Annotated in this window: 24 protein-coding genes and 1 tRNA gene; 24 read left to right on the top strand and 1 reads right to left on the bottom strand. The window is 29.2% G+C overall.

The features are described 5' to 3' along the window. Positions 1-260 precede the first annotated feature (260 nt). The 13 genes from rplK to gatB all read left to right on the top strand — a co-directional run bounded on the left by rplK (position 261) and on the right by gatB (position 14,196). A complete protein-coding gene (rplK, locus tag S100390_RS04985; protein ID WP_070407169.1) occupies positions 261-695 on the top strand; it encodes a 50S ribosomal protein L11 in 435 nt (144 codons plus the stop codon). Positions 696-697: 2 nt separating this feature from the next. Next, positions 698-1,384, top strand: a complete 687-nt coding sequence (rplA, locus tag S100390_RS04980; RefSeq protein WP_070407168.1) for a 50S ribosomal protein L1 — start codon at positions 698-700, stop codon at positions 1,382-1,384. Between the two features lie 140 nt (positions 1,385-1,524). Beyond that, positions 1,525-2,739, top strand: a complete 1,215-nt coding sequence (locus S100390_RS04975) for an AEC family transporter (RefSeq protein WP_070407167.1) — start codon at positions 1,525-1,527, stop codon at positions 2,737-2,739. A 12-nt stretch (positions 2,740-2,751) separates the two neighbouring features. After that, positions 2,752-3,756, top strand: a complete 1,005-nt coding sequence (locus S100390_RS04970; protein WP_070407166.1) for an NAD(P)-dependent oxidoreductase — start codon at positions 2,752-2,754, stop codon at positions 3,754-3,756. A 239-nt stretch (positions 3,757-3,995) separates the two neighbouring features. Then, entirely contained in the window at positions 3,996-4,355 is a 360-nt protein-coding gene (locus tag S100390_RS04965) for a hypothetical protein (RefSeq protein WP_070407165.1), read from the top strand. Positions 4,356-4,596: 241 nt separating this feature from the next. Further along, positions 4,597-6,330 (top strand): phosphoenolpyruvate--protein phosphotransferase, encoded by a 1,734-nt coding sequence (gene ptsP, locus S100390_RS04960; RefSeq protein ID WP_070407164.1) that lies wholly within the window; start codon positions 4,597-4,599, stop codon positions 6,328-6,330. 54 nt (positions 6,331-6,384) lie between these two features. After that, entirely contained in the window at positions 6,385-6,672 is a 288-nt protein-coding gene (locus tag S100390_RS04955) for a hypothetical protein (protein WP_070407163.1), read from the top strand. Positions 6,673-6,756: 84 nt separating this feature from the next. Continuing rightward, positions 6,757-7,239 (top strand): PTS sugar transporter subunit IIA, encoded by a 483-nt coding sequence (locus S100390_RS04950; RefSeq protein ID WP_070407162.1) that lies wholly within the window; start codon positions 6,757-6,759, stop codon positions 7,237-7,239. A gap of 113 nt (positions 7,240-7,352) precedes the next feature. Beyond that, positions 7,353-8,978, top strand: coding sequence for a hypothetical protein (locus tag S100390_RS04945; RefSeq protein ID WP_070407161.1), 1,626 nt, complete (start codon positions 7,353-7,355; stop codon positions 8,976-8,978). A 10-nt stretch (positions 8,979-8,988) separates the two neighbouring features. Beyond that, the gene (ligA, locus tag S100390_RS04940) at positions 8,989-10,992 is read left to right on the top strand and encodes an NAD-dependent DNA ligase LigA (protein ID WP_070407160.1); all 2,004 of its coding nucleotides are present in this window, start codon (positions 8,989-8,991) and stop codon (positions 10,990-10,992) included. A gap of 1 nt (position 10,993) precedes the next feature. Continuing rightward, complete coding sequence (gene gatC / locus S100390_RS04935; RefSeq protein ID WP_070407159.1) at positions 10,994-11,287, top strand: Asp-tRNA(Asn)/Glu-tRNA(Gln) amidotransferase subunit GatC; 294 nt, start codon at positions 10,994-10,996, stop codon at positions 11,285-11,287. Between the two features lies 1 nt (position 11,288). Continuing rightward, the gene (locus S100390_RS04930) at positions 11,289-12,761 is read left to right on the top strand and encodes an amidase family protein (RefSeq protein ID WP_070407158.1); all 1,473 of its coding nucleotides are present in this window, start codon (positions 11,289-11,291) and stop codon (positions 12,759-12,761) included. Next, positions 12,754-14,196: an Asp-tRNA(Asn)/Glu-tRNA(Gln) amidotransferase subunit GatB gene (gene gatB / locus S100390_RS04925; protein ID WP_070407157.1), complete on the top strand. Its 1,443-nt coding sequence runs from the start codon at positions 12,754-12,756 to the stop codon at positions 14,194-14,196. Before S100390_RS04930 ends, gatB begins: the two co-directional genes overlap by 8 nt. Before the next feature lie 10 nt (positions 14,197-14,206). Here the strand turns inward: gatB and S100390_RS04920 are convergent, their stop codons facing one another. Beyond that, the gene (locus tag S100390_RS04920) at positions 14,207-14,908 is read right to left on the bottom strand and encodes a potassium channel family protein (RefSeq protein ID WP_070407156.1); all 702 of its coding nucleotides are present in this window, start codon (positions 14,906-14,908) and stop codon (positions 14,207-14,209) included. 102 nt (positions 14,909-15,010) lie between these two features. Here S100390_RS04920 and S100390_RS04915 point away from each other — a divergent pair, with 102 nt between their 5' ends. The 11 genes from S100390_RS04915 (at position 15,011) to S100390_RS04870 (ending at position 25,047) form a co-directional block, all read left to right on the top strand. Continuing rightward, complete coding sequence (locus S100390_RS04915; RefSeq protein WP_071890220.1) at positions 15,011-16,597, top strand: TrkH family potassium uptake protein; 1,587 nt, start codon at positions 15,011-15,013, stop codon at positions 16,595-16,597. 70 nt (positions 16,598-16,667) lie between these two features. Then, positions 16,668-16,758 (top strand) — tRNA-Ser (locus S100390_RS04910). Between the two features lie 114 nt (positions 16,759-16,872). Then, the gene (gene cls, locus S100390_RS04905) at positions 16,873-18,411 is read left to right on the top strand and encodes a cardiolipin synthase (RefSeq protein ID WP_070407154.1); all 1,539 of its coding nucleotides are present in this window, start codon (positions 16,873-16,875) and stop codon (positions 18,409-18,411) included. Positions 18,412-18,468: 57 nt separating this feature from the next. Continuing rightward, positions 18,469-19,158 carry an acetyltransferase gene (locus S100390_RS04900; protein WP_070407153.1) on the top strand — a complete coding sequence of 230 codons (690 nt, stop codon included), beginning with the start codon at positions 18,469-18,471 and terminating at the stop codon, positions 19,156-19,158. Positions 19,159-19,161: 3 nt separating this feature from the next. Further along, positions 19,162-20,583, top strand: coding sequence for a proline--tRNA ligase (proS, locus tag S100390_RS04895; protein ID WP_070407152.1), 1,422 nt, complete (start codon positions 19,162-19,164; stop codon positions 20,581-20,583). Positions 20,584-20,637: 54 nt separating this feature from the next. Continuing rightward, positions 20,638-20,979 carry a hypothetical protein gene (locus S100390_RS05620; RefSeq protein WP_231918046.1) on the top strand — a complete coding sequence of 114 codons (342 nt, stop codon included), beginning with the start codon at positions 20,638-20,640 and terminating at the stop codon, positions 20,977-20,979. A 35-nt stretch (positions 20,980-21,014) separates the two neighbouring features. Further along, positions 21,015-21,950: a hypothetical protein gene (locus tag S100390_RS04890; protein WP_231918045.1), complete on the top strand. Its 936-nt coding sequence runs from the start codon at positions 21,015-21,017 to the stop codon at positions 21,948-21,950. Then, complete coding sequence (locus tag S100390_RS04885) at positions 21,922-22,365, top strand: hypothetical protein (protein ID WP_231918044.1); 444 nt, start codon at positions 21,922-21,924, stop codon at positions 22,363-22,365. The genes S100390_RS04890 and S100390_RS04885 overlap by 29 nt, the downstream gene beginning before the upstream one ends. 55 nt (positions 22,366-22,420) lie before the next feature. Beyond that, entirely contained in the window at positions 22,421-22,672 is a 252-nt protein-coding gene (locus S100390_RS04880; protein ID WP_231918043.1) for an acyl carrier protein, read from the top strand. Between the two features lie 14 nt (positions 22,673-22,686). Then, entirely contained in the window at positions 22,687-23,157 is a 471-nt protein-coding gene (locus S100390_RS04875) for a Fur family transcriptional regulator (protein WP_070407150.1), read from the top strand. Between the two features lie 315 nt (positions 23,158-23,472). Continuing rightward, the gene (locus S100390_RS04870; protein WP_070407149.1) at positions 23,473-25,047 is read left to right on the top strand and encodes a M60 family metallopeptidase; all 1,575 of its coding nucleotides are present in this window, start codon (positions 23,473-23,475) and stop codon (positions 25,045-25,047) included. Positions 25,048-25,332 lie beyond the last annotated feature (285 nt).

Below are 25,332 nucleotides of genomic sequence, written 5' to 3'. Positions count from 1 at the left end.
TACTTTTGCAATAAAAAAGACGGAATAAATTTAGTTTTGTTAACTTTATTAAATTTATGTCTAATTTACTGGATTTTTCCAGCAAACACTTACTTTATTCCAACAAATAAAAATGCAAGTTAAAATAAAGTTGCTTTTTGTTAACTTATTGTTATAATTAATTAGGCATTTGTTCTACTTGGTAGAACATGCTTAAATGTGGTAGTAATGTTAACATTACGTTTGGACCACAGCGAGAATTCAAAAGGAGGAAATTGCTCGTGGCAAAGATTACTAGAATTGCAAAATTAGAATTTCAAGCTGGGCAAGCAAAACCAGGACCAGAGTTAGCTTCATTAGGAATTAACATGCCGCAGTTTTGTACCCAGTTTAACGATGCAACAAAAGACCGTATGGGTGATGTTGTCCCAGTTGTGATTACAGCATTTGATGATAAATCATTTAAATTTGAATTAAAAACTACTCCCGCAGCAATCTTATTAAAGAAAGCTGCTAAAGTTCAAAAAGGATCAGCAAAAGCAAAGGATGAAAAAGTTGCAACTATTTCAGCGGATGAAGTCCGTAAAATTGCAGAATATAAGTTGGTTGACTTAAACGCAAATGATGTTGAAGCAGCAATGCATATTATTGAGGGAACTGCTCGGAATATGGGAATTGTTGTTGAAGGTATGCCAAGTAAGAAGGAGAAAAACTAACGATGGCAAAATTTGGGAAAAAATACAATAAAGCTGTTGAATTAGTTGAAAAAAACAAGGTTTATCCAATTAATGAAGCAATTGAATTGGCAAAGAAAACGGCTACAACAAAATTTGATTCAACAGTAGAAGTTGCGTTTAATTTAAATGTTGATCCTCGTCATGCTGACCAACAAATTAGGGGAGCGGTTGTTTTACCAAAAGGAACTGGAAAAACACAACGAATTTTAGTCTTAACAAATAGCAAGGAAGCTGATGCAAAAGCAGCTGGAGCAGATTTTGTTGGGGGGAAAGATTTAATTGATAAAATTCAAAAAGAAAGTTGATTTGATTATGATGTAATTATTGCAACACCAGATATCATGGCTGAATTAGGAAAAATTGGGAAATTATTAGGACCAAAAGGTCTAATGCCAAACCCTAAAACAGGAACTGTTACACCAGATGTTACAAAAGCGATTGATGATGTTAAAAAAGGAAAAGTTGAATATCGTGTTGATAAAAATGGAAATATTCATTCAATAATTGGAAAAGCATCGTTCAAAGCAGAAGATTTAAAAGCTAATTATGATGTAATTTATGAGACAATTCGTAAGGCAAAACCAGCTGCTGTTAAAGGAGCATATATTAAAAATATTGCTGTTACAACAACAATGGGGCCAGGAATTAAAGTTTTAATTGAATTATAGGATTTTAAGAAACTAACAATAGTTAGTTTTTTTAATTTGTCAAAATTTTCCACAATTATTGTATGATATTGTAATTGGGGATATAATATTAGTAGTACAAAAGTACATTATTTAGAAAAAATGAGAGGAGACGCAAATTAATGCATTTATATTTACAAGCGGATGTTGGAAAAGCAGTTGTTGATACTTTAAAAGCATGGGGATTTTGAAGTGCAATTATTGCAACAATGTTTGTGATTTTTTTGGGTTGATTTTTAACAAAACGGGGAACCTTTAAGAAAGACTGAGAAGCAGTTTTAATTAAAATTGTAATGGTTGTTGGGTTACCGTGTTTAGCATTTGATGGTTTTATGGCCGATACAACTATTGAGCAAGTTAAAACACAAGCAGCAATTTTATTAGTTGGATTTTTATTCTATATTATTTTAGGAATTGTTGCAAAATACTTTTATATTAAATATGACCAGGATGTTAGAGATACTTTAGCAATGTGTACTGTTTTTGCTTCAACTACTTTCTTTGGAATTCCGGTTGTGACTGCTTTATTCGGAGCAGGTAAAGCAGCGTTACCAGCTAACGTCTTTAATATTCCTTATCGAGTATTTTTATATTCATTAGGGTTTATTGTAATGAGTAAACCAGTAGTAGGCCAATTAGCACCAGTTGGGCAAACAGCGGTAGAAACAGTTGTTGATGCAAAAGTAGATCCAACTGGTTATGCCCAAGTAAAAACTGAAATGCGGGCTAAAAAAATGGCAACGGTTAAAGCAAACTTAAAACAAATCTTTCTTAATCCAATTTTAATTGCAACAATTATTGGATTTATCTTTTGAGTAACGCAGTTGATTCCGGGGATTGCGGTTGTTCCTGATCAAAATACTATTGGTAGTGGAAAGTTTTTTTCACCATTACGATTAGATAATTCTTTTCCACCACTATTTAAAATAACAAAAACATTAGAAGGAGTTTGTACCCCATTAGCGTGATTAGCAATTGGAATGACATTAGCGAAAGGAAAAATTCGTGAAGCGATGCAAGACAAAAAAGTGTGGTATGGAATGATGATGAAAGTTGTTTTAGCACCAGTTGTGGGGTTAGTATTAGCTGTCATCTTTGCTGTGATTGGGAAACAAACTGGCGCATGAAAATTAGATTCAATTGGATTAGCTGTAATTGTTATTATGTTAGCAGCACCGCCAGCTTCGGTGATTGTTGCATATTCAATTGGTTATAATAAACAACCAATGTTAACAAGTAACTTAACATTAGTTTCAACTTTATTTTCAATTATTTCGTTACCATTCTGAGTAATTATTACAACAGCAATTGGTGCCACTTCATTATTTACATATTAGGAGGAAATAGTAATGAGTACAAAAATTAAAATGGTTTGTTATGGCGTTCGTAAAACTGAACGACCATTTTTCGAACAATTAAATGAAAAATATGGTTATGAGTTAACTTTAATTGAAGAATATTTAACAAAAAATAATATTGCAACCGCCAAAGGGCATGATGCTGTTATGGTTCGAGCTAATTGTGATTGTTATGAAGAAAACTTATTAAAAATGAAAGAATACGGTGTTAAATATTTATTAACAAGAACTGTTGGATATAATCACATTGATTTGACAAAAGCCCATGAATTAGGTTTTAAAATGGCTTATGTTCCAGGTTATTCACCTAATGCCGTGAGTGAATTAGCGGTTGCGATGGGAAATGCGTTGTTACGAAATTTATTTTATATGGCAGATAATGAAAAAAATACTAATTTTAAAGTTGATGATTTTATGTTTGCAAAAGAAATTCGTAATTCAACAATTGGAATTATTGGGACAGGTCGTATTGGTTTTGAAGCAGCAAAAGCATGGCATGGCATGGGAGCAAAAGTTTTAGGCCATGATATTTATGAAACTGATGCAGCAAAAGCAATTTTAACTTATACCGATTTAGAAACACTAATTAAAGAATCTGATTTAATTTCATTGCATTGCCCATATATTAGAGACCAAAATCATCATTTAGTTAATAAAGAATTTTTGGCCAAAATGAAACCGGGGTCAGTTTTAATTAATGCAGCACGAGGAGAATTGGTGGATAATGAAGCTGTTTATGAAGCAGTAAAGTCAAACCATTTAAAAGGGGTTGGATTAGATGTTTTAGAAAATGAAGGTAATGTTTTCTTTAAAAATTTTAACGGTGAAAAAACACCCGATGATATTACTAACAAACTATTAACATTATATCCTCGCGTAATTATTACTCCGCATATTGGTTCTTATACTGATGAAGCGGTTAAAAATATGATTGAAACAACATATGAAAATTTAAAAGAAATTTTAACAGATGGTGAGTCAAAAAACAAAATCTAATTTAAGATAAGTTTGAAGACTACAACAAAAGCAAAATGTTTCACTAAATTATTTGATAAAAGACACTATTGTCTTTTTTTTATTAAATATAATGCTATATATATTTAAAAGTATAAAAAATACATTATAATTTAGTTAGCAAAAAACTAGAAACTCTATTTTTATTTATGAAATTTTTTATCATTAATATAAACCAATTCTATTACTCAATCGAAAAGAAAGAAGGAGAGATTTTTTAAATGCGTGCTGATGTTTTACGTCCAATGTGTGATGACTGTTGTTTTAATTTTAAATCGTTTCATAAAAGATGAAAATTAAACAATCAAAATAATAAATTATTTATTTTTTGTGTACAAAAAAAATTAAAATCAACAAGAGGAGCCCCTGACTTAACCGAATTAATTCCAGATTATGCTTTTCTTTGTGGTGAAAGATGGTTTGTTGTCTATAACGCAAGAAAGCTTAGCCAAATGTCAGAAAAGACTTATCAGAATTTTAATTTTAATAATCATACGTTATTTATTAGTATTTATTGATATCGGATTTTTACTAACGCGATTATTAAAAGTCGTTGATATAATCTTCCACGTTATCTTTAAAATAAAAAAGAATTAAATTATTGGTAGTTATGCCTTTGTTTCAGTAAAATAATTTACAAATTTTACGCTATTAAAATTATTTTAACTTGGTAATATTCAAATGTTCATTTGATGTCATAATGTTGTTGTTTAAAACAATGTTACAGCAATTTGAAAACTATGCTTAAATTACAGCAATTTTCTAATTTTCAGTATATAATAAAAATAGTTTTAGTAGAAAGAGAAGTGAGGAATTTTTATTATGTCAAAAAAACTGCACGGAATAGGTGCTAGTAATGGAATTGCAATTGCAAAAGTTTTTAAATTAGAAGAACCAAAATATGAGATTTCAAATAATACGGTTTCTGATCCAACTAGTGAAATTAAAAGTTTAGAAACGGCGATGAAGAAGGCAAATACTGATATTGAAAAATTACAGAAAATTGCTTTATTGAAATTAGGAGCAGAAAAAGCGGCGATCTTTGAAGCTCATAGTCAGATTTTACATGATCCAGCGATGATTGATGAAGCAAAAAACATGATTAATAATGATAAAAACAATGCTGCATATGCAATTCATACTGTTGCACAAAAATTTATTGCAATGTTTGCTGGAATGGATGATCCATACTTTAAAGAAAGAGCAGCAGATATTAAAGATGTAACTGATCGGTTAATTAAATATATTTTAAATGTGCCAGTGTTAGATTTAGCAACAATTAATGAAGAAGTTATTATTGTGGCAGAAGATTTAACGCCATCACAAACGGCACAATTAGATCCTAAATTTGCAAAAGGATTTAGTTGTGACATGGGGGGAAGAACTAGTCATGCTGCTATTATGGCCCGTAGTTTAGAAATTCCGGCTGTGTTAGGACTAAAAGATGTCACAAAACAAGCAAAACATAATGAAGCGATGATGATTAATGGAACAACTGGAGAAGTTATTTTAGCACCATCAGGTGATGAAGTTAAAACTTGAACTGCAGAAAGAACAAAGTTTTTCCAATTGCAACAAGAATTATTAGCTTTTAAAGATAAACCCACGGTATCAAAAGATGGATACGAAAAATTTGTTTTAGAAGGTAACATTGGGGCCCCAAAAGATGTCCAAGGAGTATTAGACAATGGTGGTCAAGGAATTGGACTTTTTAGAAGTGAGTTCTTATATATGGATAATGATCATTTTCCAACGGAAGATGAACAATATGAAGCATATAAAGTTGTATTAGAAGGAATGCAAAAACGACCAGTTATTATTCGTACGTTAGATATTGGAGGAGATAAAAAATTATCGTATTTTAAATTTCCAGAAGAAATGAATCCATTTTTGGGTTATCGTGCGATTCGATTATGTTTAGATAAAACCAATGTCTTTCGAACACAATTACGAGCTTTATTACGTGCGAGTGTGCATGGAAAACTTGGAATTATGTTTCCAATGATTGCGACAATTGATGAATTTAAAGCAGCAAAGGAAATTACGTTAGAAGAAAAGGCAAATCTAATTAAAGCAGGACATCAAGTTGCTGATAATATTGAAATTGGAATGATGATGGAAATCCCATCAGCAGCGGTGTTGGCTGATCAGTTCGCAAAACATGCTGATTTCTTTTCAATCGGAACAAATGATTTAATTCAATACACAATGGCAGCTGATCGTATGAGCCAATTTGTTGCTTATTTGTATCAACCATATAATCCATCAGTTTTACGTTTAATTAAAACAATTATTGATGGAGCGCATAAAGAAGGCAAATGAGTCGGAATGTGTGGTGAAATGGCAGGAGAAGAACAAGCAATTCCACTTTTAATGGGAATGAAATTAGATTACTTTTCAATGTCAGCAACAAGTATTTTAAATGCACGACGAATTATTAGTAAACTAGAAGTTCCGGTGATGGAACAATTAGTAGCAAAGGCTTTAACTTGTCAAACTGCTGCTGAAGTATTAGCTTTAGTGGAAAAAACAACAAAAAGTGCTTTAAATGTTTAAATTTTTGATAAAATAACACTATTAGTGTTATTTTTTATTAAATAGGTGATTTTAATGTTTTATTTAAATGCGCAAGCAAGTAATATTCCAGTGCCAGTTTTAATTGTTTTAGTTGTATTATTTACCCTGCTATCAATTGCTAGTGGTGGTTGATGGTGATGACATTGACGCAAAACTCGTCATAATAAACATGATGATGGATTTACAACAAAACAAAAATTAACAGTTCGTGCTGCTTTTCAAAAAAATAAATATTTGATTCTTTTTTTATGCTGCTTTTTTTGTTTAATTGGTTTAATTTTAGTTTTAGTTAATCAATTAGTTGGTTTCCCCTTGTTTTAAAAATAGGAAGTAAATTTAATTAATTTATAGTATACTAATTATATACAGCAGCATTGTCTGATTAAAGAATAAGGAGAAGAAATGATGGGATTATTTAGTAAAAAATCAAAAGAACTTGAAATTATTGCCCCGGTGGATGGTGAAATTATTGCCTTAGATAAAGTTGAAGATGAAGTATTTTCGCAAAAAATGTTAGGTGATGGTTTAGCAATTAAACCAAGTGCAGGAAATTTTGTTGCACCAGTTGCAGGAAAATTAATTACCGTTTTTCCAACAGGGCATGCCTATGGAATTAAAAGTAATAATGGTGTTGAAATGTTATTACACATTGGAATGGATACAGTTTCATTAGATGGTAAAGGATTTGATATTAAAGTGAAACAAGATGATAATGTAAAACAAGGAGACTTGTTGTGTGAAGTTGATTTAGCTGTTTTAAAAGCAGAAAAAGTACCAAGTTTAGATACACCAATTGTGTTTACACCAGAAACAATGAATGGTAAAACAATTACAATTGTTAAAGAAGGTAAAGTAAAACAGGGGGAAGTTATTGCTATTATTAAATAGGAAATAAGTTCAGTAATAAGTGATTTTATAATTAAAAATCACTTTTATTTTTGGAAGATACCTAATATTTTATTGCGTTTTTGCTATAATTGTTAAGAAAGGGAGAAGATAAAATGACAAAAATAGTTTTAATTGCGATTGCCTTTTTTTTATATTATTATTGAGTTTTTTCTTCGACAGGAGCAATTTTAGCAGAAATTTTAAAGATTCGAACTAAGAACATTTATTTTGGAATGATTATGGGTTTTTTCTTTTATTTTGCTGTAATTTCCTTTTTATTAATTCCGTTGGAATTAATTACTGATTTACGATATATAATTTTAGTTTATTCGTTATTATCAATTAATATTCTTTATTCGTTATTTTTGCTATTGTTTATTCGTTATTGGTTTAACATTAATTTATGAGATTGAAACCATGCCATTTTTTTTGTTGCCTTTGGTGTTTTCATGGTTTTATATTATTTAAAAAATTATTTTATTTCACCGTCCGGATTAAACATTACTAACACATATATTCTAAGTTTTTATCAGTATGATTCTGTTGATAATAATATTGTTTTTAAATTAAATCCGGATGTTATTGTTGGCAATGCCCAAGCTTTAGCTTCTCTTTCTTGATTTACTAATGTTTCAATGTGATTTGTAATGACGGGAATTGATCCGAGTGAAATTATTTGAAATTTATTAAATATTTTAGATGCAATGTTATTTGCTTCAATTTTTGTAACATTGTTAAGTAATTTTGCTAATAAAAAAAGTAATCGCTTTTTAATTGGATTATTATCTTTGTTAGTTTTATCAGCATCAAAATTATTAATTTATTACTTTGGTTATGATTCATGACATCCGCAAAACATGTTAACAAATCTATTTTTTGTAACATTTATTCTAATGACAATTTATACTAATGAAGAATATCGTAGCCGCAATATGCCATGGATTATTGGCATTATTTTTTCAAGTTATATTACTTTTGAGTGAGATGCGTCCTATATTATGTTATTTATTATTTATGTTTCAACATGGATTACGATGCTAAAATATCAAACTAATTTCTTGAAAGATATGGTCAAATTTACCTTATTTTCAACATTATGTTTTATTTTTTATAATGCGCAAATTAAAAATTTCTTATTAATTTTTATTTTCTTAGGCTTATTTTTATTAATGTTAATTTTATCAATATTATTATATCGAAATTATTCTCGTGTGCATGATATTGAACTAATGATGTATGTTGGACGCAAAAAATTATTATTTGTGGTTCCGGTTATTTTTACTTTAATTTCCGTTGTTGTTGTCTTAGCAACGGGGGAAAATAACTTGGACTTTTGAACTTTAGAAAACATCGCTTCGGCATTATATGTTCAGTTAGAACTGATGCGCTTTCAACCGTGAACAAATATCATTTTCTTAATTATTTCGTTTGTTTTTCTGGGTTTAGCTTTAATTTGATTATTATTTTTTGAACAAATTCCAAATTTTGTTGCAAAAACACCAATTAATATGCTATCGCTTTTAACAGTAACTTTTTTTAACCCATTAGTGGGGCGTTTTCTAATTTTAATTTTTAATGACCAAGCATTATTAAATAATGCAACAGTCTTTATTGTTGCGTTATTAGTTGCCTTAAATATTAGTGTTTATGCATTACGAATTAAGCCATTTAAAAAGTGACATTTGAAAAAACCAACCCTGCCTCCCCATAATGAGCGCAAATTAAAAGTAATAAAATAAGGAGGAAATTATGAATTTTGAACAAGCAAAAAAACGCAGTTTAGTACTAAAAGAACAGTTAGATAAATGAAATTATGAATATTATGTCAATGATGCTCCAAGTGTTAGTGATCAAGAATATGATCGTGCAATGCAAGAATTAATGGCAATTGAACAACAATATAGTGAATTAATTACAATTGATTCACCAACACAGCGGGTTTTTGGTCAAGTTAGTGAAAAATTTAATAAATATGTTCATAATAGCCCAATGTTAAGTTTGGCAAATGCTTTTAATTATGACGATTTAATTCATTTTGACGAACAAATTAAAGAATTAACGGGGTTGTCAGAAGTTGAATATACGTGTGAATTAAAAATTGATGGCTTATCAATTTCATTAGTCTATGAAAATCATTTGTTAATAATGGGGGCTACACGGGGAGATGGTGTAACTGGCGAGGATGTTACTGTCAATATCAAAAAAATTAAGTCAGTGCCACTACGAATTGAACAACCAAATTTAACAGTTCGTGGTGAAGTCTATTTGTCGTTGGAAGAATTTAACAAAATTAATGATGATCGAATTAAACTTGGTGAACCAGAGTTTGCTAATCCACGTAATGCTGCTGCTGGAACATTGCGCCAATTAGACTCAGCAATTGTGGCAAAACGAAATTTAAATGCTTTTTTATATTATTATGTTAATGCGCTGGGAGATGGAATTCAAACACAGTATGATTCATTGCAACGTTTAGAACAATTAAAATTTAAGACAAATCCAGAATATCGCTATTGTCCAAATATTGCTGCTGTCTGAGAATATATTCAGGAATATGAACCAAAACGTCATCAATTAGGATATGAAATTGATGGGATTGTAATTAAAGTAAATAATTTAAATTTATATAATCGAATTGGTTATACTGCGAAAAACCCAAAATGAGCAATTGCTTATAAATTTCCAGCGGAAGTAGTGGTAACAAAATTACTTAATATTTTTCCATCGGTTGGTCGAACAGGGCGAATTACTTATAATGCTGTTTTAGAACCAGTCCGAATTGCAGGGACAATTGTAAGAGCAGCAACATTACATAATGCTGATTTTATTACTGAACGTGACATTCGAATTGGTGATGATGTGCAAGTTAAAAAAGCGGGGGATATTATTCCAGAAGTTATTAATTATGTTGTTGATCGTCGTCAAAAAAAGGCAAAAAAATGACAAGAAGCGACATATTGTCCAGAGTGCCAGTCTTTATTAGAACGAGTAACGGGGGAAGTAGATCAATATTGTATTAATTCAGTTTGTCCAAAAAAAATTACCCGGGGATTAGAACATTATTGTTCTCGCAATGCAATGAATATTGAAGGAGTTAGTGAAAAAATTATTGAACGATTATATAAATTAGGATATTTGAAAAGTTTTAGTGATTTATATCAATTAGAACAATATCGTGCTGAAATTATTCAATTAGAAAATTTTGGTGAAAAATCTTTTGAAAATATGATTGCTTCAATCAATAATTCGAAACAAAATTCGTTAGAACGGTTATTATTTGGCTTAGGAATTCGTCATGTTGGACAGAAAACAGCAAAACTATTAGCGCGACAATTTAAGACAATAACAGAATTAGTCGCAATGAATATTGAACAATTATCAGTTATTAATGATATTGGTCCGATTGTTGCGGCTAGTGTTGTTGACTATTTTGCGATTGTGGCAAACCAAGAAGAAATTGCTTTGTTACAACAACAAGGTATTAATATGACATATTTTGCGACCAATCAAACTTTATCGCAAAAATTTGAAAATTATCGCTTTGTTATTACAGGTGTTTTATCAAAACCACGCGAATACTTTAAAGAACTAATTGAAAGTTATGGTGGTCAAACTTCTGAAAGTGTTAGTGTCAAAACAACTTATTTGTTAGCTGGTAGCGATGCAGGTAGTAAATTAGTAAAAGCACAAAAATTAAATGTTAAAATTATTAATGAGGAAGAATTTAATAATTTATTAATAAAGGAGGAATAGTATGGCAAGAATTACGAAAGAGGACTTACGTTTATTAGCAAATGATATTATGTTAGATTTAAAAGATGAAGAGTTAACAAAGTTAAGTAAAGAGTTTGATGTTATCTTACAACAAATGGATTTAGTACAAAAAATTGATACAACAAATGTTCATTCAATGCATTTTCCGTTTGAATTAACTGTTGATTATTTACGTGAAGATGAGGAAGTTATTGTTTCTTCCCAAACGGAAATTTTAGCGGTGGCACCAAAAACAATGAATGATTATATTGTAATTAATAAGGTGGTAAAATAACATGACACATTATTCAATAAAAGAATTACATCAACTTTTGGTAACTAAAAAAATTACACCTTCACAAATTGTTAAAGAAGCTTTTGCTAATTTAGCTAAACACCAAGTTTTAAATGCAACAGTCACTGAATTAACAGCAGAAGCAACAGCTTTAGCGTTAGAATTAGATCAATTGCCAGTTCCAACAGATAATTATTTATTTGCCTTACCATATTTTGCAAAAGATAATTTTGCAACAAAAGGAATTAAAACAACAGCAAGTTCAAAAATTTTAGAAAATTTTGTACCAACTTATGAGTCAACAGTAACTAATATTTTAAAACAAAATAATAGTATTTTGTTAGGGAAAAGTGCACTAGATGAACTTGGTATGGGAGGACATGGACTATATGCGCTAACTGGTGATGTTTTAAATCCGTGAGATTTAACCCGCATCACAGGGGGATCATCATCAGGTTCAGCAGCACTGGTTGCTGCGGGAGTAGTCCCTTTTGCTTTAGGAACAGATACTGGTGATTCGGTTCGTAAACCAGCAGGTTATTGTGGGATTGTTGGTTTTAAACCAACTTACGGACTAATTTCACGTTATGGTGTTTTTCCTTATGCGCCATCATTAGATACAGTGGGCTATTTTACCCGAACTGTGGAAGACAGCGCAATTGTTTTTGACTATTTAGCGCAAGAGGATCATCAAGATGCTACTTCATTAAAAAGTAAGGAACAAAACTATTTTAAAAATTTATCACCAGCAGTTAAAAACCAAAAATTTGCTTATTTAAAAAATGCACATTCAGTGTTACCAGTAGAAATTAAAACTCATTTTGATAATTTATACGCCCAATTAGCAGCACAAGGAATTGTCGTTAATGCAATTGATTTTTCAGAAGATTTGTTAAAAGCATTATTACCGGTTTACATGGTAATTTCCTTTGCTGAAGCAGTAAGTAGTCATTCAATGTTGGATGGAATCAATTTTGGAACACGAGTTGATGGGGATAGTTATGAAGCAGTAATGATGAATTCGCGAACAGAAGGTTTTGGGCATGTTGTTAAACGTCGATATGTAATTGGTTCATATGCCTTATCAAAAGAGAACCAAACTCTTTTGTTTTTAAAAGCAAAACGAGTTCGCCGGTTAATTGTTGACGCTTTAATGGCAGTTTTTAAGGAATATGATATTTTATTATTACCAACAGCATCAAGTATTGCACCAAAGATTAGTGCTATTAAAGATCAAATTTTAACTGAAGCGGAGTTGGAAAATTATGTTGATGATTTATTGGTTTTAGCTAATTTAATGGGGAATCCTTCTTTGACGTTACCACTTGCTTTTGTTGATCATATGCCAATTGGAATTAATGTTAATGCTGCTCCTTTTGCCGACCAAAAGGTCTTTAATGCTAGTTTACTAATAGAAGAAATAATTGGAATTAAGAATAACGTTGCTCCAGAAGGAGGGAAAAACAATGGTTAATTTTGAAGTAATAATTGGAATTGAAAATCATGTTGAGTTAAAAACTAAAACAAAAATGTTTTCAGCGGGACCCGTTACTTATGGTGCAAAACCTAATAGTATGGTTAATATAATGGATGCGGGTTATCCCGGTGTGATGCCAACAGTTAATAAAAAAGGCGTTGAATTAGCATTGCTTGCTTGTCAAGCCCTGAATTTAACGATTGATCCAATTGTTCAATTTGATCGAAAAAATTATTATTACCCCGATTTGGCAAAAGGATTTCAGATTACTCAACAGTACTATCCAATTGGGCGTAATGGTCATTTAACAATTATTGATGAGGATGGAACACAATTACGAATTGCAATTGAACGTTTGCACATTGAAGAAGATACGGCCAAGCAATTACACGAAGATGTTGGAACTTTATTAGACTATAACCGTGCTGGGATTGGTTTAATTGAAATTGTTACAGAGCCAGTGCTACGATCAGGATTCCAAGTTCGAAAGTATTTAGAAGCGCTACGAGAAATTTTAATTTATACCCAAGTTAGTGATGCCAAAATGAATGAAGGTTCACTTCGTTGTGATGTTAATATTTCATTACGCCCGGTTGGTGTTTCAACCTTTGGAAATAAGGTAGAGTTAAAAAATCTAAATTCAATTGCTAATGTTGAAAAAGCAATTGAATATGAAATTAAACGACAAACTGAAATTCTATTAATGGGACAAACAGTTGAACAAGAGACTCGTCGTTTTGATGAAAAAACAAAAACAACTATTTTAATGCGAAAAAAAACTGATGCAACTGATTATAAGTATTTTTCAGAACCAAATATTTTTCCAATTCAATTATCTGCAACTTGAATTAAAAATGTTTTAAGTAAGATGCCAGAGTTACCAGCAACAAAACGCCAACGTTATTTAACCGAATTAAATTTAAAGGCGACTGATGTCGATATTATTTTACAAGATTATGATTTAATGACTTTTTTTGAAGCAGCAATCAAACTATCATCACAGTATGAAACAATTGTTCATTATTTAACTGGTGAAGTTGCGGCTTATTTAAATCAAAAAAATTTAACATTAATAGAAACAGCATTAACACCACAAAATTTAGTAGCAATGATTAATCTAATTACCAAAAATGTAATTTCTAATAAACAAGCAAAAACAGTACTACAACGAATTTTAGCAGAGGATTATCCACCAGCAAAAATTGTTGCTGATTTAGGATTAAAACAAGTTAGTGACCCAGCAGAAATTAAAGCAATTATTAAACCAGTTTTTGATCGTAATTTGGCGATGTTAGAACAATATGACCAACGACCAGAACGGGTTATTAAGTTCTTTATGGGGGAATTAATGAAATTAACGAAAGGGCAAGTTGCTCCTGAAATTGGTCAACAAGTAGTGCTTGAATTAATTATCGGAAAACTAGGGAAATAAAAAAAGATGGTTATTTACCATCTTTTTCATATTCATGATCAATTTTTTGTAGTTTAATAGTTAAATCATTAATTGCACTGATTTTAGCAATAAATAATAATTCATCATCTAATTTAATTGTGTCAACATCTCCTGGTAAAATAACTCGTCCTTTACGTTTAACATAAACAATATTATAATCTTTATTATTAATGAAACGTAAATCAGATAGTGATTGTCCTTCAATACTTGGGTCACTTACTTGAATAGTTAATGATGCATAGTTTTCATCAACAGTTTGGATTTCAATTTCAATATCAAACATTGCTTTAGTTGCAGTAATACTTCCAGCCATAGTATCAGGCTGGACAATATTAGTAATTCCTAGTGCTTTTAAAATTCGTGTATGACGAATATCTTTTGATTTTGCAATAATATTTGTAATGCCAATATCTTGCAATCCAATGATGGTTAAAACACTAGCTTCAATATTACTTGCCATGGTAACAATTATGGTATCATATTGATCTAATCCTTGTTCAATTAAATTTGCTTTAACCGTTGAATCTAGTGCAACACCATCAACTTGGTCATAACTAGCAATCATATTATTAACTTTGGCTTGATCAACATCAAAAACCATAATATGTTGTTTTCGTACAATTAATGTTTCAATAATTGAACGACCAAAGTTATTTAGTCCAATAATTGCAAAACTTTTTCTTCGTGCCATTAAATGCCCCCCTTATTGCAACTTTAATTATACTATTTTTTTTATTATTAGCAATAATTAGTACTTGTAGTATATAATATTAATGAAAGAGGGGCGTAAAGGGTGTTTTCTCAGTTATATTTTAAAAATATTTTTAAAAGAAAAAACGATAGTAAGCGGCAACGTAGTAATGACCCAGGAGCACCATTAACACGTCGTCGCCATTGGTTACCTTTCTCAAAGATAGCGGGAAAATTGTTTTTAGTTTATATTTTAATTGTTTTTTTAGGGGGATTGTTGTTATCAATTCCGGGTTTTGTTAATAATGTTAATCGGGTGGTTCGTGATGGATATGGAAATATTTTAGGAACCTATAATTTTTCATGAAATTATTTAGTGGGATTATTTACTGCTTTAAGTGCTTTTTCTGATACAGGAATTACAATTAGTAATCCAGCGGCAGATTATAGTTTTTGAGGACAATTAATAATTTTAATTTTAATTCAAACTGGTGGTTTTGGGATTGTTACTTTTAAAATCATGATTTTTGTTTGATTAGGACGACGTATTTCAATTAAAGATAAAATGTTGGTACAAGGTGAACGTGGAAGTAGTAATTTTGGACATACCATTGATTTAATTAAAAATAGTTTTATTTTTCTAATTATTTTGGAGTGTTTTGGTGCCATCTTATTATTTTGTAATTTTTATTTTTCATCAGCATCAATTGAAGGAAAATATATGATTGATAATGTGACCTACCATAATTTTTGACGAAGTTTATGAAGTGGAATTTTTCACTCAATATCTTCAATTAATAATGCGGGATTTGATATTATTGGGAATTCATCATTAATGCCTTATAATAGTAATTATTTTATGCAATTTGTCTTTATGTTTCAATTTGTTATTGGTGGATTAGGTTTTCCAACTTTTTACGATTTAAAACGTAAGTTTGTGGCTTGACGACGCAAAGAACATGCTAAATTTACTTTATTTACAAAAATTAATTTAATAACTTATGTCGGATTATCAATTGTGGGGGTTTTAAGTGTTTGATTAATTGAGTTTACTAATCTTAATGCAACCGCGGGGGTTAACGGACCATACATTGAAACCATTTTACGAAATTCAACTTCTAATTGAAATGGGTTTATGAATATTTTCTTTAATACAATGTCAACTAGAAATGCTGGATATTCAACAGTTGATATGAGTAAATTTTTACCAGGATCAAGAATTGTAATGTCCGTTATGATGTTTATTGGGTCAGCACCATCATCAACTGCTGGTGGGATTCGAACAACAACTTTAGCGGTTATTATTATTACGATTTGATCCATCATTCGGAATAATAATAGTGTTAATGTTTTTAAACGGAAAATTCCAAATGAAACCGTCAAACGAGCATTAGTTGTAACAACAATTTCAGGTGCTCTAATTATGGGGGCTATTATTTGCATTAGTGCTGAGAATCCTAATATTGATGTTTTAAACGCCTTCTTTACAATTTGTAGTGCTTTTGGAACAACGGGATTAAGTACTTTAGGCTTTACTGAGTTATATCATTTAGGGGTTTTAAGTACTTTAGTGTTAATTTTACTAATGTTTATTGGACAATTGGGAGTTTCATCAACATTATTAGTTTCAATTCGTGGAACTGGGGAAAAAGAATATAGTTATGTTGAAGAAAATATCTTAATTGGTTAGTTTTTTAGAAAATAACTATTTTTACTTGTTTAAAATGATATCTTTTGTATAATATATAAGGTATCGATTTGGAACAGTACTCAAGTTGGTGAAGAGGGCACCCTGCTAAGGTGTTAGGTCGGGTAACCGGCGCGAGAGTTCGAGTCTCTCCTGTTCCGCCATTAATTATTGATTTTAAACTAAAAAGAAACAAAAAAGAGTTATAATGTCTATAACTCTTTTTAAATTATTGGTATAATGTACATATTAAGATTGTGCAATAAAGGGGAAACATAATGAAAAATTGATTAAAAATTATTTTATCAATGATTTTTTTATTTGGGATGGCAATTATGGGCTTAATTGTGGTAACTGTTATTCTTAACCTAAAATTTTTATATATTTTTTTAGCAATTGTTATTATTGATTTAATTTTTTCATTCTTTTTCTTCTTTTCAAAACGGCGTTATGAAGTTAAATTTTCTTGAATTATTTTTATTAATTTTGTTCCCTTTATTGGGTTGTGCTCATATGTTTTTTTTGGTCGAAAATATCACTATTCAAATAAAAAATCATTATTATACAATCATTTAAATAAAATAGAATATGATATGTATACTGAAAAAAACAAAAAGAGCTTAGCAGCATACACCAGTCCTGAACAAAAATTTGGTAATGTTGTTGAGTTATTAATGCATAGTGCCAGTAAACCATTATATCAAAATAATAAAATTGAAATTCTAACGAATGGGACACGAGTTTTTAAATCATTACTAACTGATTTGCAAGAAGCCCAAGAATATATTTTGTTAACTTATTTTATTGTTGCTGATGGTGAACTATTTGAATCATTTTTAGCAGTTTTAAAAGAACGAATTACAACCGGGGTTCGTGTTTATATGATTTATGATCATGTTGGTAGTTATTTTAAAATTAGTAAAAAAAGTATTAAAAAATTAATGAAAACCGGGGTTCGTGTTCATAAGTATTTACCAATTATTACGCCTTTTATTAGCGGGAATGCGAATTATCGTAATCATCGAAAAGATGTTATTATTGATGGTTTAATTGGCTACACGGGGGGAATTAATTTAGCTGATTTGTACGCTGATCAATCATGAAAATTTGGGATTTTTCATGATACGCAGGTCCGTATTGAAGGAGAAGCTGTTCGTGGTTTAGAAGTTATTTTTGCAGATGATTGGTACTTTGCGACAAAACGGCATGAAAAAATTACCGAATTAGAACCAAATATTCTTGCTGAAAAAAAATATAATATTAGTGGAAAATCACATTTGCAAATTGTTAATCATAGTCCTAGTATTGATCATTCAATTACTGAAGAATTATATATTTCGTTAATTAATAAAGCACGAAAAAGAATTTGATTATCAACACCATATTTTATTCCGCCAAATGAAGTTATTCAAGCCTTGATTTTAGCAGCACGAGCAGGAGTTGATGTTCGTTTAACAATTCCTGGTTTAACAGATAAAATCTTTGTGTTAGATTTAACGAAAAGTTATTGTAAAGATTTAATTGCTAATGGTGTAAAAATTTATGAGATGAATAATATGTTTAATCATAATAAGATTGCAATTTTTGATGATGAAGTTGCGGTAATTGGAACATGCAATTTAGATTATCGCAGTTTCTTTTCTGATCATCAAACAACAGCGGTTATTTATGACCCCGTAGTTGTTGCAAACTTTATTCCGCGATGGGAATGAGATTATAAACATGCCATTTTATGACATGAATGGCCGATTAAATATAAACCATTAAGTTACCGGTTATTACTAACATGTTTAAAATTAGTTGCACCAATCTTATAACTTGTGCAAAAATCAAGTATAATTTTTTTGTATAATTATATTTAAGGAGGGTTAATGATGTTATTTGATAAGTTAAAAAAGAAAGATGAGCAAGAAACCGCGGCGGAAACTAAAAAAACAAAAAAACGAAATTTATTACAAGAAGAATTATTAGTAACCGATAATTTGGAAACAAGCTTATTTGAAGATGATGAAGACGAAGGCAAGATTAAAACTGGTTTTAGTTTTAAACGTCGTAAAACACATAAAATTATTAAAGAATTAAATCACCAACGGATTAAATCGTTATTATTTTATACTGATACTAGTAATGTTTTACGTCAATTAGAATTTGGATTACAACCAGTACAAAACATTCATTTGGCAAAAGAAAGTGAATATGTTGTTTGAACTTATTTAGAAAAGCCTGATCATTTGGAATTTGAATTAGACAATTCAACACGGCATTATTTTTGAAGTTGAGTGGCAGAGCAAAAAGTTGATCCATCGCAAATTGCTGTTATCGCAATTGATATTAAAAAGTTATTTCTTTTAACAAAGAAGGATTGGGAATATGATGATGTTACCCGCCGAATAAAAATTTTTGAAGATGTTAAACCTGAAGCTATTCGTTGGATTTTAATGAAAAATAATCAGTATTTAAATCGAATTCAAACTTATGTTAAAAGTAATCGTTTAAGCATTAAAGTTTTTCAGGGTGAAAAAGGAAATATTTCTGATCTTTTAACAGAAAATAGAAAGAAGTAAATTATGAAGAAAAAGTTAGATAAAATTACACCACGAGAAGTTGATTTTGCTCAATGATATACTGATATTGTTTTAAATGCTGATTTAATTAGTTATGGTGTTGTTAAAGGAACAATGATTTTTAAACCTTATGGTTATGCGATTTGGGAAAATATTCAAAGATTTTTAGATGTAGAATTTAAAAAAGTTGGAGTTAAAAATGTTTATTTTCCTTTGTTGATTCCAAAAACTCTTTTTAATAAAGAAAAAGATCATATTGAAGGTTTTTCACCCGAAATTGCAACTGTTACAAAGGTTGGGGATAAAATTTTGGATGAAGAACTTTATATTAGACCGACATCAGAAGTTTTATTTGGAACTTTTTTTAGTAAAGAAATTCAAGGTTATCGTGATTTACCCTTATTATATAACCAATGAGTAAATGTTTTACGGTGAGAAAAAACAACGCGTCCTTTTTTACGTACTAGTGAATTTTTATGACAAGAAGGACATACAATTCATGCAACAAAACAAGAAGCGCGTGATTTTACTTTAAAGATTTTAGATATTTATGCTGAATTTGTCCAAAAAAAATTATTATTACCAGTTATTAAAGGGCAAAAAACAGAACGGGAAAAATTTGCTGGAGCAGAAGAAACATATACTATTGAATCGTTAATGCATGATGGCCAAGCTCTACAATGTGGGACTAGTCATTATTTTGGCCAAAATTTTTCAAAAGCTTTTGACATTAAATTTGCAAATCAGCAAAATGAATTAGAAAATGCTTACTCAACATCTTGAGGAGTTTCAACTCGTTTAATAGGGGGTATCATTATGACTCATAGTGATGATAATGGTCTTGTTTTACCACCGGCCATTGCGCCAACACAAATTATGATTTTGCCAATTAGCAATGAACATCAACAGTTACAAGCTGTTCAGAAGTTACAAACTGAATTACAAGAATATCGTTGTGAAATTGACCAATCAGATAAAAGTTTTGGTTTTCGAGTTGCAAATGCTGAAATTAAAGGGGTTCCATTACGAATTGAAGTGGGACCTCGTGATTTAGAACAAAATCAAGTTACAATTGCTCGTCGTGATACTTTTGAAAAATTTTCTATACCATTAGCAGCAGTGAAAGAAACTGTTGCAAAGCTGCTATCTGAAGTTGCAACAAACTTATATCAAAGAGCATTAGATAATCGCCAACAACGTACGCAAAAAATTACAACTTATGATGATTATTTAAAAGCATTAGCAAAGGGAAACGGTTTATTTTTAGTACCATTCTGTGGTCGGGTTGAATGTGAAGATGTTATTAAAGCAGAAACACAAACAACTTCTCGTTGTATTCCTTTTGATATAGAATCACAAAAAACAGTTTGTTTTCATTGTGGTCAACCAGCAACTAATTTAGTTTACTTTGCGCGTGCTTATTAATTTCAAGGAAACCTCTTTAATTTTTGGTAAATACTAATTAAGGAGGTTTTTAATTTGTTTGGTGAAAATTTTCTTAATCAACCATTGGCAGTACTTAATTCATTTCAGTTTGCTCCTAACAATGAAATTAATTTAGCGTTAGATTTTACTATCCCATTGTTTAGTTTTGATAATAGCGATAACAATCAAGCATATGCTTTTTATATTCGTCCAAATATTGGCAATATTAAACCCTGATTCACCAAGAGTGGACGAACAACAATAGATTATCAAATTGATCACAAACAGGCAAAAAATATTACCAATATTTTACAAAAACATTTTTTTCAATTTAATTATAGTTTTTCAATGTTAGAAATATATTGAAATTTTAATAATAAAAAAATTGTAAGATAACAACTAAATTACAAACGGGATATAGTCAAACAGTTTTGCAAATTTCTGAAACTGAAATTAAATATTCAAATTGAGGAAAAGTTGTTGTTCCTGGGCAATGTCTTGATGAAAATAAAATTAATAAAATTAGTCTTGTTATTAGTGTTCCCAATATAAGAAATGATGTTTTAATTACAAAAAATTCTTATCAAGAAGTTTATTTGAATTTTAACAATAAGAAGCAAAGTTATAATCAAACAACAAAAATAACAGGTGTTATTCAGTATAAAAATTATGATGAAAAAAAGAAACAGTTTCAAACCTTACAAAATGTTTTTGAGCATTATTTTGAATTTATTGCAGCTTTGCCACGTGGTGAACAAATAGCGTCTTTATTTTCTGTACGAAGTTTTAGTATTCTTTATTCTGATCATGTATCAAATTTTCCAATTGATTTTTATACAAAAATAACAAAGTTATGAACATTTTTTAATAATCGTTATCTCTTAATTCCAACGATAACAACAATAATTAGTAAAGAAACAAAATATAATTTTAAAACACTAAATGGTTATTTAAAATATAATTCGCAGCAAAAACTGTATGAACATTTTTTTCTTGATAATATGATTTATAATCAAACCAAAAACCAAATTGAAGTTACAACAAATGATAATTTTTCCACTAAAAATTTTTTAGTGCACCCTTTTTTGCAACAGACAAAAGTAACTTTTATTACAAGGTTAGAAGGATTTAATATTAATTTTACCCAGCATCTTATCTTTAGACCAATTATTTCTAGACCAAACGTTAATACTAATTTTATTCCGGAAATTAATTGATTCAATAATTTGACAACGACATATTATATTTATTCACAAAAATTAACAAATTATTATAATAAAGAATTTAACCAAGAATTATTTACTCAATTCGAATTCGATTTTTTATTACCAGAAAAAAATGAGAACAATAAAAAAAGTTCTTATTAGAAGAGTCATTATTATTCTTGGTTTTTTGTTACCAATTGTTGTTTTTTTAAGTGTTATTTTTGTTTTTATTTATAAAAATATTTTAATCAGTAGTAATAAACCTGAACCCAAATTACAAGTTTTTAATAAAGAAGGAGAAACAATATTAGAACCAAATTCTAACAAGGTTTTATTAGAACAAAAACGGTTACGATTAAAAATTAATTATGTTTATGGCGAATATTATTTTAATAATGAACGTTTGCATTATTATTTTTTAAAATGATGGATTCGTCAGATGGTCTTGTTTCGGTCGTCTACTAGTTATCTTAGCTTTTATTATAGTAATGAACAACTTGGTTATTCTAAACTAATCTTAATTTATCATTATCACGATAAGGAACAATTATATCAGGTTTGAAAAATAACCCTTTAGAAGAGGTTAACAGAGAGTCTATTATTTTATTGTTAAACTTGATATAATAATACTAATGAAAAAAGAAGGCGAGGGATTTCAAATGGATGTGTTGACTGAAATTAGAAAAGTTTTAAAAGAACGTGGAGTTTCAAAACAAGTTGATTTGAATACAGAATTTAAAGCATTAGGGTTAGATTCATTAGATTTGATGGATTTAGTGATTGAAGCCGAAAAAAAATTTGGGATAAAAATATCAGATGATAAATTAATGGATATTAAAACGGTGGCAGATTTAGTTAAAATTATTGAAGAAGTTAAAAAATAAAGGAGCTGGCAAAAATGGCATTATCATATGAAAGTATTGTACAGTTATTAAAAAACAAAAATTATCGAATTACTGAAATTAGATTGGCAATTATTAAAATTTTAACAGAAAAACAACATTTAACTTTATCAGAAATTGTTGAGTTGTTAGAACAAGAATTTAAAAATGTTAATTTAATGTCAGTTTACAATACAATCGACTTATTGATTAGTGAACATGTTGTTTTTACCAATTCTTTTGATGGTAAGCAAATTTGATATGATTTAGCTGAAAACCCATCATTTCATATGGTTTGTGACATTTGTAAAAATGTTGTTCATATTAAAGATTCAAAAATTTTACAAGAAATTAAGTTAGATAACTTAAAAGAAGTGATGACAAATACTAATTGAAAACCAGTTCATTTTAAAATTGAAGGACATGGAATTTGTGATCAATGCCATAACAAAAAAAATGAACATCTTCATTTTGATGAAAATGAATAAAATGAAAATTACCATAAACTTTTTAAAGGGAAGGTAATTTTTTTATTTTTACATTTTTTTGTAAAGTTAATTACTAAAAATAAAAACAATAATTTGATATAATAATTAAATGTTATGGTTTTTTATTAACCCGAAAAAACAAATAGAATAGGGATGAAAGATTTATGTTAATTATTTATAATATTAGATTTTATTATGAAGTTATTCTTTTAATTAATTTTTTACACACAAAATGTCTTTCTTTTCTTAATAAAAAACGCCCACCTTCGTATATTTAATTTTTTAAAATTAAAGCATAAGGAGAGATAAAATCTAATGAAAAAAATATTTTTTATAGTTTGAAATGTTTTTATTTTTCTTGCTTTAACTTTTTTAGTATTATTTTTTATAATTTATGTTTACAACAATAATGAGCGAATTAGAAATTTATATGAAGGTTGAACAAACGAAAAAAAGGGTGCAAAAGGTGACAAAGGTGACAGGGGAGATAAAGGTGAAAAGGGTGACAAAGGTGAAAAGGGTGACAAAGGTGAAAAAGGTGACAAGGGCAATGATGGTAACAAAGGGGATAAAGGTGATGATGATGAAAAAGATAACCATGGTCCTTTAATAACTTCTGAGGAAATGGCAAATCGTGAAGACCGTGGTTCTTTAACATATTCTGAATTTAAGCCAACAGGATACTATTTAGAAGGTCACAATAGTTATACAGTTACATTAAATCGTAGTTTAATGGACAATGAATTGGGGAAGATTAAATTATCCATTGGGCAATGGGGAAAATATAAAAATATAAACGAAAACAGAGAAGATGTTTTCATGGAGGTTTTGATTTCAACAAAAACCAATATTGTTACTTTTTCTTTAAAAATTAATGGGGTGCTTTATCTTGCTGATAATAATCAGACTAATTTAAGAGTAACTAGCGTAATAGCAGAAAAACATAATGGTATTATTAAAATACCAACTTTTAAAGTAAATAAAACAGATCAAACTGAATTTATTGAACAAGTTAAGACAACAAAATCACCATTTGTTGAATTTGTTGCAAAAAATTATTTTGCGACAATGCAAACAGATATGATTAAAAACGTGGTTATACCACGTTTACAACATTCTTTTAATATAACATTAAATCATTGAGATAATGTTTGAAATTGAAGCAACGAACTTCTTGGTTTAAATGAAAATTATACCGATATCAATAAAAAATATACACAGTATATTCATATTGTTAATCCTGATGCTGGTGGCGGTTATGCAAGTACTACTGCTGCTCGTATGATTTTTCAAAATAGTACTTCTGCGGGACAAAATTTATTTTTAGATAAAATTTCTGATCAATGATCATTGTGACACGAAACAGGGCACAGTTATGCTATTCCACAATATTCTATTACTGAAGTTGTTAATAATATTAATTCATTATATATTCAACAAAAATTAGGGATTCAATTAAGAATTTATAAAGAAAATGAAAAACAACAAGCAATTAAGGAATATTTAGCACAACCAAATGAGAAAAAAGATTTTAATAAACTTGGTGGTGATCTTGGTCTTTGAACTAAATTAGGAATGTTTTGACAATTGCATATGGCATTTGGTAATAATTTTTACCCGTTATTAAATCAAACATATCGTAGAATTAATCAAGAACCTAATTCAAGTAAGCGTTTTGATAATGATGACAAAAAAACCCAAGAGTTTATTAGAATTTCTTCGCGAGTAAGTGGTTATAATTTAACACAATTTTTTAATGAATGGGGAATACAACTAACTGTAGAAACAAAAAATATTATTGGTGTTTTAAAACCATTAACAAAACCAATTTGAAATAATATTGCTGAACCAATAACTGAGCACAATCCAATTGTTCAAGAACAATTATAATTTTTTAAAAAAGTAAAAGGTGTTTTAAAAAATGGTAATAATTTTTCTAGTAATTGTAGAAAACTAATTAGTTTGATTGGTACAACTATAGAAAAACATATATTATTAAAAATAATAGTTAAAGTAAAATAAATGAAATATGATAAATATAAGCAATAAGATAGCTAGTTATATACTAGTTATTTTTTATGGTCCTATATTTTTCCAATGATAACAGTAATCAATTTTGAGTAAAACAATTCATTTAGAAAATCTAAATTAACTACTAAAAATAAGGTCAATAAT

Origin of the sequence: Spiroplasma sp. NBRC 100390 (genome assembly GCF_001886495.1) — a bacterium.
Lineage (GTDB): Bacteria > Bacillota_I > Bacilli_A > Mycoplasmatales > Mycoplasmataceae > Spiroplasma.
Note: the sequence above shows the minus strand (reverse complement) of the source record. Positions and strands in the feature narration are given on the sequence as shown.